Below are 12,753 nucleotides of genomic sequence, written 5' to 3' on the forward strand. Positions count from 1 at the left end.
GGCCATTTTCGCCGATCGCCATTGTCGCTGTGCAAGGCCCCCACTATACCTTCGGGCGAAGGGCTGGTTTTATACACAGCAGTTGCGGAGACCGGACATATGGCTGACGACACCATTTTCATCGGCGCCAGCCGCAAGCCCGACGACAGCTATCAGCGTCCCGAAAACCTGCTTTTGCAATATGGCAACCGTCACGGCTTGGTGACCGGTGCCACCGGCACCGGCAAGACGGTCACCTTGCAAATATTGGCCGAGGGATTCTCCAATGCCGGCGTGCCGGTGTTCTGCGCCGACATCAAGGGCGATCTCTCCGGTATAGCCATGATCGGCACGGCGCAGGATTTCCTGGTCAAGCGCGCCGAGCAGGTCAAGCTCGACCCCTATGACTTCCAGGAATTCCCCGTCATCTTCTGGGATCTGTTCGGCGAACAGGGCCACCCCATCCGCGCCACCATCTCCGAGATGGGCCCGCTGCTCTTGTCGCGGTTGATGAATTTGTCCGAAGCCCAGGAAGGCATCATGAACATCGCCTTCCGCATCGCCGATGAGGAAGGCCTGCTGCTGCTCGACCTCAAGGACCTGCAGGCGCTGCTCGCCAATATCGCCGGGCGCGCCGAAGAGATCAGCGCCCGCTACGGCAATGTGACGAAACCCTCGGTCGGCGCCATCCAGCGCACGCTGCTGGTGCTGGAACAGCAGGGGGCGGCGAATTTCTTCGGCGAGCCGGCATTGCGCATCGCCGACATCATGCGCACCACCCGCGATGGCCGCGGCGCTATCAGCGTGCTGGCCGCCGACAAGCTGATGATGAATCCGCGGCTCTACGCGACGTTCCTGCTTTGGCTGATGTCGGAACTGTTCGAGGAACTGCCCGAAGTGGGCGATCCCGACAAGCCGAAGCTGGTCTTCTTCTTCGACGAGGCACATCTGCTTTTCGACGACGCGCCGAAGGTGCTGATCGACCGCGTCGAGCAGGTGGTGCGCCTGATCCGCTCGAAGGGCGTCGGCGTCTATTTCGTCACGCAGAACCCTTTGGATATTCCTGAGAAGGTCCTGGCCCAGCTCGGCAACCGCGTCCAGCACGCGCTGCGCGCCTACACGCCGCGCGAGCAGCAGGCGGTAAGGACCGCGGCCGAGACGTTCCGGCCAAATCCGGATTTCGATTGCGCGACCGTGATCACGCAACTGGGCACCGGCGAAGCGCTGGTTTCGATGCTGGAAGCCAAGGGCATCCCGTCCATGGTCCAACGCACGCTGATCCGTCCGCCATCGTCACGACTCGGGCCCATAACCCCGGCCGAGCGGCGGAAGCTGATCCAGGAAAGCCCGGTGATCGGTCAGTACGATGAGCGTGTCGATCGCGAATCGGCTTTCGAGATGCTGCAGAAGAAGGCCAAGGACGCGGCGGATGCCGAGGCACAGCAGGCCGACGCAGGCCGTTCACGCTGGACCATTCCGGGCTTCGGCAATGATGCTCCGCCGCCGCAGTCCGGCGGCAGACGCTCGCCTCAACCGCGCCCATCCAACCGCCAGACGGTGACGGAAGCCGCGATCAAGTCGGTGGTGCGCTCTGTCGGCTCGTCGGTCGGCCGCGCCATCGTGCGCGGGATACTCGGAAGTCTGTCGAGGGGCAGATAGGGAGCGCGATCGCGCAACGGTCACGCGGGGACAGGTTGATGTGGAGGGTGAAGGCGGCGAGTCGCCGCATTCACCCTCGCTCGATCAGAAAATCGCGTCGCTCACCGCTTTCACCGGGCCAAGCAGCACCGATCCGTCCGGCACGCCGGCATCGATCGGGATGGCTTTCTGATTCGCGGTCGCCACCATGGGCTGGCTGGCGTCGCTGGTCACGATGACCGGGGTCTTCGAAGGCACGCGATCATATAGGTCTATAATGTCCTGGTTCATCAGGCGCACGCAGCCCGACGACACCGACTTGCCGATCGAACGCCATTCCGGCGAGCCGTGCAGCCGGTAGAGCGTGTCGACGTTGCCCTGGAAGAGATAGAGCGCACGTGCACCGAGCGGGTTTTTCAGCCCGCCCGGCATACCGCCATTGTCAGCGCTGTATTGCCTCAGTTCCGGCTGCCGGGCGATCATCTCGTCCGGCGGCGTCCATTTCGGCCACTTCTGTTTCCACTGGACGACGGCATCGCCCGACCATTCGAAGCCGGCGCGGCCGAGGCCGACGCCGTAGCGGATCGCCTGGCCGCCCGGACGAACCAGATAGAGGAAGTGGCCGGTCGTATCGACGACGATGGTTCCCGGCTTCTGGCCGGTCGGGTCGGGCACGATCTGGCGCAGGAATTGCGGATCGATCCTGTCGACGGGAATGGCCGGCACTTCGAAACCGCCATCGCTGACGGCGGCGTACATCGTCACGTAGTCGGCGAGCGGCGGCTCGACATAGGCCGGTGGCGGTGGCTCGACTGGCCCGGACCCGGTGGTGGCGCATGCGGAAACCGCGATCGAGGCGGCGCCCAGGGCTGCGGCATTGAGAAAGCCGCGACGGCTCAGGCGATAGGATTCGATTTCGGCTGGGAACATGGTTGCCTTCTTTAAGTCTGAAATCGCAACAAAGCATGAATATGCCGACCGTTGCGAGGGTGCCTGATCAACACTTGGGCGCGATAGGCGGTTCCGAATCTGGCCTCAAGGTGGACAAACAAAGGCGAAGCTGTGACCGCGTCGCCACTGTGGCGCTACGGTCACAGGAGCGAAAACCAGGATTACTTTTGGGCCGCATGCGTTAGCCACCTGTGACAAGGGCATCGAGCGACGGCAGGATCAGGGCCGGTGGAAAATCCCGATACTCCTCCGGCTGGTTGGAGCGGTTGATCCACACGGTGCGGAAGCCGAACTTGGTCGCGCCGGCAATGTCCCAGCGGTTGGACGACTGGAAGGAGACCGCACCCGGATAGAGGCGCCAGCCTGTCGTGACCATGTCGTAGACCGACGGATCGGTCTTGAAGCGCCGTACCGCATCGACGGAATAGATATCGTCCAGCACCTGATCGAGCGCCGCGGATTTAACGGCTGCCTCCAGCATTTCCGGTGAACCGTTGGACAGGATTGCCAGCTTGGCGCCGGACGCCTTCAGCGCCTTCAGCACGGCGGGCACTTCCGCATAGCAGTCCAGCCGCCAATAGGCATCCAGCAATACCGCCTTGAGGCCGGGATCGGCAGAGGGCACCTTGTGCAACGCGAAATCAAGTGCCTGCTCGGTGAGTTGCCAAAAATCGGCATAGGCGCCCATCAACGTACGCACCCAGGAATATTCGAGTTGCTTGGCGCGCCAGATCTCGGACAGCAACTGGCCGTCCGGTCCGATGGCGTCGGCGTGGCGGCGCACGGCGGCATGAACATCGAACAGCGTGCCGTAGGCGTCGAAAACATAAGCGGCGTATTGCATGGCAACAGTTTTGAGGCGAGGCGGGGCAAGGTGCAAGTCTTGATTGCAGCGCGCCGTCCGTGGCCTCAACAAAACTCCCCGATGCTGGTTGACGACGCCGGCCAAAGCGTCATCCAATGCTGCAACACGAGATTGATCGGAACGGGACAAAGCAATGACACTGGCGGCTGCCGCACTTTCCGCGACATGGACTTTCGTCGACGGCGACTGGTACGAGGGCAATGTCGCCGTTTTGGGCCCGCGCAGCCACGCAATGTGGCTCGGCACCAGCGTGTTCGACGGCGCCCGCTGGTTCGAGGGCGTCGCTCCCGATCTTGAGCTTCATGCCGCGCGCGTGAATGCCTCGGCGATCGCGCTCGGTCTCAAGCCTTCGATGACGGCCGAGAAGATCGTCGGACTGACCTGGGACGGATTGAAGAAATTCGATGGCAAGACGGCTGTCTATATCAGGCCGATGTATTGGGCCGAGCACGGCGGCTATATGGGCGTGCCGGCCGATCCCGCCTCGACCCGTTTCTGCCTGTGCCTCTACGAATCGCCGATGATCTCGCCGACCGGCTTTTCCGTGACGGTTTCGCCGTTCCGGCGCCCGACTATCGAAACCATGCCGACCAACGCCAAGGCCGGCTGCCTCTATCCCAACAATGGCCGTGCCATCCTCGAAGCCAAGATGCGCGGCTTCGACAACGCCCTGGTGCTCGACATGCTGGGCAACGTCGCCGAGACCGGAACCTCGAACATCTTCCTGGTCAAGGACGGCCACGTCCTGACGCCGGCGCCGAACGGCACCTTCCTGTCCGGCATCACCCGCTCGCGCACGATGACGTTGCTTGGCGAGTACGGGTTCAAGACCACCGAAAAGGCGCTGTCGGTGCGTGAATTCCTCGAGGCGGATGAGATTTTTTCGACCGGCAACCATTCCAAGGTCATTCCGATCACGCGCATCGAGGACCGCAGCCTGCAGCCCGGGCCGGTGGCCAAGAAGGCGCGGGAGCTCTATTGGGATTGGGCGCATTCGACGTCGGCGGGCTGATCCGTCCAGACTTTTCGTCGCAATGCGCCCGGTTTCCGGAAACTGTGTGACAGTTCTCCGGAACCCGCTTAGAAAGAGCACTCGGCGCTTCACTTTTCGGAGTTGTCCGAACCCAATCCAGACCTATCTTAGTCCGGTATCGACACCGGATTTTCCTTGAGGGAGTACCTTCCATGGCTTTTGAATTGCCCGCTCTGCCTTACGACTATGAGGCCTTGCAGCCCTACATGTCGAAAGAGACGCTGGAATATCACCACGACAAGCACCACAAGGCCTATGTCGACAACGGCAACAAGCTTGCCGCCGAAGCCGGCCTTGGCGATCTGTCGGTAGAAGAGGTGGTCAAGCAGTCGTTCGGCAAGAATGCCGGCCTCTTCAACAATGCCGCCCAGCACTACAATCACATCCATTTCTGGAAGTGGATGAAAAAGGGCGGCGGCGGCAACAAGCTGCCGGGCGCGTTGCAGACGGCTTTCGACAGCGATCTGGGCGGCTACGACAAATTCAAGGCCGACTTCATCGCCGCCGGCACGACCCAGTTCGGTTCCGGCTGGGCCTGGGTTTCGGTCAAGGATGGCAAGCTGGCGATCTCGAAGACGCCGAACGGCGAGAATCCCCTCGTCCATGGCGCGGCGCCGATTCTCGGCGTCGATGTCTGGGAGCACTCCTATTACATCGACTATCGCAACGCCCGGCCGAAATATCTCGAGGCCTTCGTCGACAGCCTGATCAACTGGGATCATGTTCTCGAACTCTACGAAAAAGCGAAAGCCTGATCGAGATTCAGAAAGCCCCGGCACTCCCGGGGCTTTTCTTTTTGTGTGCCGAGATCCCACAGCAGTAAAGGTCTGGCAAAATCGTTGGGGGAAGGGAATATTCCTCCCTTCACGTCCGTTAACGTCCTGTCCCGAAATGCCTTCATCATGGAGCCAATTGAATGAGAAAGCTTGTCGTCGCCATCTCTATGCTCGCGTTCGCCGGTTCGGCGGCCTTTGCCGACCCGATCCTCGACCGCCAGGCCCTGATGAAGGAGCGCGGGAAGATCGTCGGCGGCCTGTCGAAAGTGGTCAAGGGTGAGGAGCCCTTTGATGCCGCCGCCGTACTGACTGCGCTGCAGGCGCTCCAGGCGAACGCGGAAAAATTCGACGCCGACGTCCTGTTCCCAGCGGGCAGCGACACGGGCGACACCACGGCGGCGCCGAAGATCTGGCAAGACATGGCCGGCTTCAAGGCGACGGAAGACAAGTATCTTGCCGACGTCAAGGCCGCGGTCGCCGCGGCCCCAGCCGACGTGGAGTCCCTGAAGACGCAAATCGGCGTCATCGGCTCCGACTGCGGCACCTGCCACAAGGGCTACAGGGTCAAGAAAGGCTGATCGCCGGCCATGGCATGGCTGAGGAAGTTTGTCGGCGCCGCACTCGTGCTCGGCGGCGTCGGCGCGGTTGCCGCGTGGACGCTTTCGGCGCCGGTGAAGCTCGATGCGGAAACTATGGCCAAGCTCGCGCCTGGTGACGCGGCCAGAGGCAAGCGCATTTTTGATGCCGGCGGCTGCACCTCCTGCCATGCAAAACCCGGTTCGAAAGGCGATGAGCGGCTCGAACTTGTCGGCGGCCTTGAACTCAAGACCCCGTTTGGCACGTTTGTGCCGCCCAACATTTCGCAAGACCCGAAGGACGGCATCGGCGCGTGGTCGGCCGAGGATCTCGCCAATGCCATGCTGAAGGGTGTCTCGCCGTCGGGCGAGCATTTCTATCCGGCATTTCCCTATACGTCCTACGCGCGCATGAAGCCCGCCGACATTGCCGATCTCAATGCCTTCCTGAAGACGCTGCCGGCGGTTGCCGGCCGAGCGCCGGCCAATTCATTGAGTTTCCCGTTCAACATCCGTCGCGGCATTGGCTTGTGGAAACGGCTCTATCTCAGCGAGCAGCCTGTTGTGTCCCTGCCCGAAGGCGCGCCTGGTCCTGTGATTGCCGGTCGCTACCTGGTCGAGGGACCGGGTCATTGCGGCGAATGTCACACACCGCGTGACCTTGCGAGGGGGACAAAGAAGAGCGAGTGGCTGGCTGGAGCCACAGCCGCCGAAGGCAGCGGCATCGTCCCCAATATCACCTCCGGGGAGGGCGGCATCGGCGACTGGTCGCAGGCCGATATCGCCAACTATCTCGAAACCGGCTTCACGCCCGATTTCGATTCCGTTGGCGGGGCCATGGTCGACGTGCAGAGGAACATGGCCGAACTGGCGCCCGAGGACCGCGCGGCGATCGCGGCCTATCTCAAGGCGGTTCCGCCGCATCCGAACGGCTATCCGGCGCGCAAAAAACCGGCGAGCTGACTACGGGTGGCGATCGCCCAGGAAGTCGAAGCCCGCCGCGAAGAAATGATTGTAGTTGCAGGTCAGTTCCTCGCCGGCCGCGATGTCGCGCAACGCAAAGCTTTCCTCCGGCGAGGATACGTCGCAATTCGGCTCGTCGGCGTGGTTCATGTAGCGTGCATCGTCGGCCTCGAAGACGATGTAGTTCGGATCTCGCCTGTCCGGATAGGCATAGCGATCGAGATAGCTCTTCACCGGTCCTGTCTGGCTCTCATAGGTCTCGACCTCGATGAGCCGGTCGAATCTCGGATCCAGCTTCCAGATCATCGTGCCGCGGGAAATGGGATTCTTGGCAAAGACACCAATGCCCTGGATGGGGGATTTGTCGAGATAGACGTCGACGAGCAGCATGGCAGGCCCTTGTGCGATTGTGGGCTGTCATGGCCCGGGACAAAACGCGCCTTGGGTAGCGCGCGGGCATCGCAATTGCGAGCGAAAACCAGCAACACGGAATTCAAAAACCAATGATTGCCCGGCTCGCCGAGAAGGCCGCGCCGGTCACCGTTTCGCGTCAGCGCTGCTGAAGCGCCAGCCGCACGCCCAGGCCGCAATAGATGCCGCCGACAATCTTGCCCTGCCATTTTAACACCGTGGGATTTCGACGCAGGAAAGTGCCAAGCCCGCCTGCGCTCACCGCGAAAACCACTGTGCTGAAGAGGCCCAGCAGAACAAAGATGATCCCCAATACCGCCAGCTGGAGCATTACCGATCCGTTTTCGGGCCGGACGAACTGTGGCAGGAACGCGAGGAAGAAAAGCGCCGTCTTGGGGTTGAGCATCTCAGTCAGTATGGCTTGCCGAAACGCTTTGCCCGCTGAGATTGGGAACCTGCCGGCGGCGAGATCGGCCGGCGTCTTTTCCATGATCGCGCGAATGCCGAGATAAACGAGATATGCCGCACCGAGATACTTCACGGCGCTGAACAACACCGCCGATGCGGCGACGATCGCCGAGATGCCGACCATGGCCGTGAAGGTGTGAAACACGTCGCCGGCCGCGATCCCTGCGCCGGTTGCGATGCCGGCTTTGGTTCCCGAACTCGTTGCCCGCGCGACCGTCAGCAGCGTGGCGGGGCCGGGAATAAACACAAAACCGAGCACCACGGCGACATAGGTGGTCAATGTGGCCAGGTCGATCATTGCTCGCATCCTCCTCGGCGTTCGTCGCCGATCAAGTCACGCCAGGGGCCGAAGGGCAATGACCGCTTCAGCCCTGCGGCCCTGTTGCCTTGCCTGTCACTTTCAAGGCGAATGAATATGTGTAGGCGATCTCCTCCAGCCGGGAAAACCGGCCGGACGCGCCGGCATGGCCCGATTCCATGTTGATCTTGAACAGGACCGGATTGTCGCCCGTCTTGCGCTCGCGCAGCCGCGCCACCCATTTGGCCGGTTCCCAATAGGTGACGCGCGGGTCGGTGAGACCGGCTAGCGCCAGGATCGGTGGATAGCAGAGCGCGGCGACATTGTCATAGGGCGAGTAGGCGGCGATCGTCCGGTAGTCGTCCGCCGACGCGATCGGATTGCCCCATTCAGGCCACTCCGGCGGGGTCAGCGGCAGGCTGGCGTCGAGCATGGTGGTGAGCACGTCGACGAAAGGCACCTCGGCAACGATGCCGCCGAAACAGTCCGGCGCCATGTTGGCGACCGCGCCCATCAGCATGCCGCCGGCGGATCCACCTTGCGCGACGATGCGGTCATGCACAGTGTAGCGTTCGGCGACCAGATGGCGTGCACAGGCGATGAAATCGGTGAAAGTGTTCATCTTGTGCGCCCGCTTGCCGTCATCGTACCAGCCATAGCCCTTGTCCTTGCCGCCGCGGACGTGGGCGATTGCAAAGACAAAGCCGCGGTCGACCAGCGAGAACCAGTTGGTGTTGAAGGCCGCCGGCACCGTGATGCCATAGGAACCGTAGCCGTAAAGCAGGCAAGGCGCGGAGCCGTCCAGCGGGGTATCGCGGCGGTACAAGAGCGAGACCGGCACCAATTCGCCATCAGCCGCGGGCGCCATCAGCCGACGCGTGACATAGCGCTCCGGGTCGTGGCCGGACGGCACCTCCTGGGTCTTGAGCAACACGCGCTCGCGGGTGCGCATGTTGTAGTCGAAGACCTGCGCCGGCGTCGTCATCGATGAATAGGTGAAGCGCATGATCTCGGTGTCGTATTCCAGGGATCCCGACAGGCCGAGCGAAAACGCCTCCTCGTCGAAGGAGATCAGGTGTTCCTCGCCGGTTGCACGGTCGCGCACGACGATGCGCGGCAGGCCCTCCTTGCGCTCCAGCCTGACCATATGGTTCTTGAAGCCGATCACCGACAGGATCAGCCGGCCGGCCTCGTGCGGAACCAGTTCCTGCCAGTTGGCGCGGATCGGATCGCTCGCCGGCGCCGTCATGATCTTGAAGTCCTTGGCCCCATCGGCGTTGGTCAGGATGAAGAAAATGTCGCCGCCTTCCTCCACCTCGTATTGAAGACCGGTCTCGCGCGCCGCCACCAGCTTCGGCTCGCCAAACGGCTCGCCCGCGCTCAGCAGCCGGTATTCCGATGTCTCGTGGTCGTTGATGGCAACCATGATCCATTCATTGGAGCGCGTGCCGCCGACATTCATGAAGAAGCCGGGATCATTTTCCTCATAGATCAGCCGGTCGCTTGCCGGATCCTGCCCAAGCGCATGGAACAGCACCTTGGAGGGACGGTGGTTGGGGTCGAGCCGGGTGTAGAAAAACCCGTCATTGGCGGCGTTCCACACCCCCGAACCGCCGGTGTCTGGAACCGTGTCCGCGAGTTCCTTGCCGTCGGAGAGGTCGCGCACCCGAAGCGTATAGAATTCGGAGCCCTTGTCGTCGAACGCCCATAAAAGCTTGCCATGGTCGGCCGAATGATCGACGCCGCCAAGCCGGAAATAGGCCTTGCCTTCGGCCTCGGCATCGCCGTCGAGCAGGATATGCTGCGCCCCGCCGTCCCGCGGCATGCGGAAATAGCGCGGCTGCTCGCCGCCGAGTTTGAAGGAGGAGCCATACGCGTAGGGTCCGTCCTTCATCGGCACGGAAGAATCGTCCTCCTTGATGCGACCCTTCATCTCCTTGAACAGCCGCTTCCGCAAATCGGCCGTGTCGGCCATCAGTTTCGACTGGTAGGCGTTCTCGGCTTCGAGATGGGCGCGGATGCCCGCATCGAGCAATGCGGGGTCCCTGAACATCTCCTGCCAATTGTCGGCCCGCAGCCAGGAATAGTCGTCCGTTCGCGTGATACCGTGATGCGTGTCGAAAACCGGCCGCTTCTCGGGCGTTGGCGGGGTGACATCCGGGAATGCAGAAGTTTTGGTCATTGCGTCTCGCTTTGGAAATGTCCTGAATGGCCAATGAACACGCCGATCAGCGCGGGTTCAAGAGCCGGGTCTTATTGCTGCGCCGGGCTCCAGAAAGCGGGCCGGGAGGAGAAATAATGTATATCTATGCTCGCACCGTCGCGGCTCTCGCCGTCGTTTCCGCAACTATGGCCATCGCCGGCCAATCTCATGCGACCGTATTCGCCGCTTGGCAAGTGGCCAACGTGCCGTTCGGCGACACGCTCAACGTGCGCAAATATCCCTCGGGCACGTCCAAGAAACAGGCCGCATATCCGAACGGCACCGTTTTGCAGATGACCGGACGATGCACTGGCGGGACGAACCTGCTCGACATCGCCAATCAGCCGGCATGGAAGCAGCAGCAGGCGGTTCGCTATCGCTGGTGCGAAGTCTGGCATGATCCGGCGAAGAACGGCGGTTTTGTCACCGGGTGGGCCTATGGCAAATACATCGCCCCGTATTGAGTGATCCGAGCTGGTCGGCTGCACGACGCGTGAGGGCCGGCAATGGCCGAGGTGGGGCAACCTATGGTTTTGTGAAAGGGGGTGAGCAACCAAGATTGCCGGCGCGATCGCCAAGCAAAGCGAAGCACTCGGAGATGCTTTGTGAGTTAGCGCGAATGTAACGGTTAGCTAACGCTGCGTCACCGGTCGCTGGTTTCGCCTGCGAAATATCGAAAAATTACATCGTGCACGAAAGATTGAAGCTGATCCGAAAATATTTGATCAACATCGTTCAATATAGTGCAAGGATCGAATTGACTTACTTGCTAGGTAGGTTCATTGATGCCCCCGCGACACGAATCGCAGAAGCTCTGTCTGCACAAAATTCGTGCAATGCCTTGCCTGTAAAAAAGGGCGCACTAAACTAACTCTCGTTGGGGCCTGAAGACCATGGATATTGTCGAAACACCTTCCAGAAACAGCGACGCGCTGATCGAGCTGACCGCCGACGTGGTGGCCGCCTATGTCAGCAACAATCCCGTGCCGGTCGGCGAACTGCCGAACCTCATCTCCGATGTCCATGCTGCTCTCGGGCGTGTGGGCGGAACCGCCGAACAGCCGCCCGCCGACAAGCAGAAGCCGGCAGTGAACCCGAAGCGCTCGGTTCATGACGACTACATCGTTTGCCTTGAAGACGGCAAAAAGTTCAAGTCGCTCAAGCGTCACCTGATGACCCACTATGATCTGACGCCGGATCAGTATCGCGAAAAGTGGAACCTCGACCCGAGCTACCCGATGGTTGCTCCGAACTACGCGGCCGCCCGCTCCCAGCTCGCCAAGAAGATGGGCCTCGGCCGCAAGCGCAAGGCCCGCTAAGCATTTGCTGCCAGGGGAGTACACTTGGTATCGCAGAATGCGGCTCAAACGATAGATAGAGCCGGACGGACAGTTCAACCGGATCGATATCGGCGCCTTCGGGCGCCGTTTTACTTTGCCGGCCGGGCCGGGACAGAGCTGGTAACAGTGCGCGGTACGATGCGATCGGCTGATCGCGGAGGCGGTATCAGGCCGTCTGCTCGAGCGCGGCCTCTGCGTCGCGCCTGATGCGCTTGACCATCGAGCGAAGGCCGTTGGCGCGCTGCGGCGACAGGTGCTCGTCCAGGCCGAGCGCCTTCAGCGTCGCTTCCGCATCGATTTTCTGGATTTCGCTGGCGGTCTTGCCGGAGAACAGCGCCAGCATGATCGCCACCAGCCCGCGTACGATATGGGCGTCCGAATCGCCCCTGAAGGTGATGACCGGATCGCCGCCCGGTCCCCGTTCGGTGGTCAGCCAGACCTGGCTGACGCAGCCCGGCACCTTGTTGGCGGCGGTGCGTTCCTCATCCGGGAATGGCGGCAGCGCCTCGCCGAGTTCGATGACATAACGATAGCGGTCCTCCCATTCGTCAAGGAATGAGAAGTCGTCGCGGATCGTCTGGATCGTGGTCGTCATGACAGGGATATAGTCATCCACCGTCGCCGCGTCACGGAAAAACAAGGACACCGCGGGCGTCGAGAGGCAGACTGCCCGCGGTGCGCCGTCGAAACGGCTTAATTCTTTACCGGCAGGTTGACCGTCTCGGGCAAGACGACTTCTTCGGGAACGCTGCCGGTCATTGTGGAGATGTCGGGGCCGGCGGACTTGTCGTCCAGCATGGCGGCCGCGATCTTGGCGGTCTCCTTGGCCCTTGCGGTGATGGTGTGCATTGCCGACTTGCCGGTCTCACAGACATCGGGCTTGCGTTCGCAAATACCGGCGATGTCGCCGACCGCGTCGCGGGCTGCGAACAGGGCCTGGATCGGTCCTACGCTTTCCTGGCCCGGCTCGCCGGGACCGACGCCCAGCGGCAGTGCCAGCAGCACCAGCGAAAACCAGAAAGCCATTCTCATCAGGAAGAACATGCTCGCCTCTTGTCGTGACCGGATCATGCAGCCATGAGCATGACCTCTTTTGTGGGCGGGATATTGGCACACAGGCGCAAAGGACGGCTTGCGGGTTAGCCGAGAATTTTCTTCAAATTTGAGGCAAATTCGAAACGAAGCGTTTTGCTGTCGATTTGTCTCAGATTGGAACCATTTTTCTTATCATCCATCAGCCATATATTCCTTTG

The 12,753-nt window shown here is 61.6% G+C and carries 14 protein-coding genes; 7 read left to right on the top strand and 7 right to left on the bottom strand.

Annotated features, from left to right (window positions below):
* Positions 1-99 precede the first annotated feature (99 nt).
* The gene (locus FJ951_RS25790; protein ID WP_140517952.1) at positions 100-1,638 is read left to right on the top strand and encodes a helicase HerA-like C-terminal domain-containing protein; all 1,539 of its coding nucleotides are present in this window, start codon (positions 100-102) and stop codon (positions 1,636-1,638) included.
* An 84-nt stretch (positions 1,639-1,722) separates the two neighbouring features.
* Here FJ951_RS25790 and FJ951_RS25795 read toward each other — a convergent pair whose 3' ends face one another.
* Both FJ951_RS25795 and FJ951_RS25800 read right to left on the bottom strand, forming a co-directional pair.
* Positions 1,723-2,547 carry a L,D-transpeptidase gene (locus FJ951_RS25795; RefSeq protein WP_140517953.1) on the bottom strand — a complete coding sequence of 275 codons (825 nt, stop codon included), beginning with the start codon at positions 2,545-2,547 and terminating at the stop codon, positions 1,723-1,725.
* A 202-nt stretch (positions 2,548-2,749) separates the two neighbouring features.
* Positions 2,750-3,412, bottom strand: a complete 663-nt coding sequence (locus FJ951_RS25800) for a haloacid dehalogenase type II (RefSeq protein WP_140517954.1) — start codon at positions 3,410-3,412, stop codon at positions 2,750-2,752.
* 154 nt (positions 3,413-3,566) lie between these two features.
* Between FJ951_RS25800 and FJ951_RS25805 the strand changes: the two genes are divergently transcribed.
* From FJ951_RS25805 to FJ951_RS25820, 4 genes are all read left to right on the top strand, one after another.
* Complete coding sequence (locus tag FJ951_RS25805; protein ID WP_140517955.1) at positions 3,567-4,445, top strand: branched-chain amino acid aminotransferase; 879 nt, start codon at positions 3,567-3,569, stop codon at positions 4,443-4,445.
* 173 nt (positions 4,446-4,618) lie between these two features.
* Positions 4,619-5,221 (top strand): superoxide dismutase, encoded by a 603-nt coding sequence (locus tag FJ951_RS25810; protein ID WP_140494754.1) that lies wholly within the window; start codon positions 4,619-4,621, stop codon positions 5,219-5,221.
* 161 nt (positions 5,222-5,382) lie between these two features.
* A complete protein-coding gene (locus FJ951_RS25815; RefSeq protein WP_140494752.1) occupies positions 5,383-5,820 on the top strand; it encodes a cytochrome c in 438 nt (145 codons plus the stop codon).
* 9 nt (positions 5,821-5,829) lie between these two features.
* Positions 5,830-6,780 carry a cytochrome c gene (locus tag FJ951_RS25820; protein WP_140517956.1) on the top strand — a complete coding sequence of 317 codons (951 nt, stop codon included), beginning with the start codon at positions 5,830-5,832 and terminating at the stop codon, positions 6,778-6,780.
* Here the strand turns inward: FJ951_RS25820 and FJ951_RS25825 are convergent, their stop codons facing one another.
* From FJ951_RS25825 to FJ951_RS25835, 3 genes are all read right to left on the bottom strand, one after another.
* A complete protein-coding gene (locus FJ951_RS25825; protein ID WP_140494748.1) occupies positions 6,781-7,170 on the bottom strand; it encodes an SET domain-containing protein-lysine N-methyltransferase in 390 nt (129 codons plus the stop codon). It lies immediately after the preceding gene.
* A 160-nt stretch (positions 7,171-7,330) separates the two neighbouring features.
* Complete coding sequence (locus FJ951_RS25830) at positions 7,331-7,957, bottom strand: LysE family translocator (protein WP_140517957.1); 627 nt, start codon at positions 7,955-7,957, stop codon at positions 7,331-7,333.
* A 67-nt stretch (positions 7,958-8,024) separates the two neighbouring features.
* Positions 8,025-10,139 (bottom strand): S9 family peptidase, encoded by a 2,115-nt coding sequence (locus tag FJ951_RS25835; protein ID WP_140517958.1) that lies wholly within the window; start codon positions 10,137-10,139, stop codon positions 8,025-8,027.
* A gap of 116 nt (positions 10,140-10,255) precedes the next feature.
* Here FJ951_RS25835 and FJ951_RS25840 point away from each other — a divergent pair, with 116 nt between their 5' ends.
* Both FJ951_RS25840 and FJ951_RS25845 read left to right on the top strand, forming a co-directional pair.
* On the top strand, positions 10,256-10,624 hold the full coding sequence (locus tag FJ951_RS25840) for an SH3 domain-containing protein (protein ID WP_140517998.1): 369 nt from the start codon (positions 10,256-10,258) through the stop codon (positions 10,622-10,624).
* A gap of 429 nt (positions 10,625-11,053) precedes the next feature.
* Complete coding sequence (locus FJ951_RS25845; RefSeq protein WP_095089970.1) at positions 11,054-11,479, top strand: MucR family transcriptional regulator; 426 nt, start codon at positions 11,054-11,056, stop codon at positions 11,477-11,479.
* Between the two features lie 187 nt (positions 11,480-11,666).
* On the opposite strand, the gene FJ951_RS25850 is transcribed toward FJ951_RS25845, so the two are convergent.
* Both FJ951_RS25850 and FJ951_RS25855 read right to left on the bottom strand, forming a co-directional pair.
* Positions 11,667-12,095 (bottom strand): SufE family protein, encoded by a 429-nt coding sequence (locus FJ951_RS25850; RefSeq protein ID WP_140495047.1) that lies wholly within the window; start codon positions 12,093-12,095, stop codon positions 11,667-11,669.
* A 98-nt stretch (positions 12,096-12,193) separates the two neighbouring features.
* Positions 12,194-12,544 carry a DUF5330 domain-containing protein gene (locus FJ951_RS25855; protein WP_140517959.1) on the bottom strand — a complete coding sequence of 117 codons (351 nt, stop codon included), beginning with the start codon at positions 12,542-12,544 and terminating at the stop codon, positions 12,194-12,196.
* Positions 12,545-12,753: the final 209 nt, after the last annotated feature.

The organism is Mesorhizobium sp. B2-2-3, assembly GCF_006442405.1.
Lineage (GTDB): Bacteria > Pseudomonadota > Alphaproteobacteria > Rhizobiales > Rhizobiaceae > Mesorhizobium.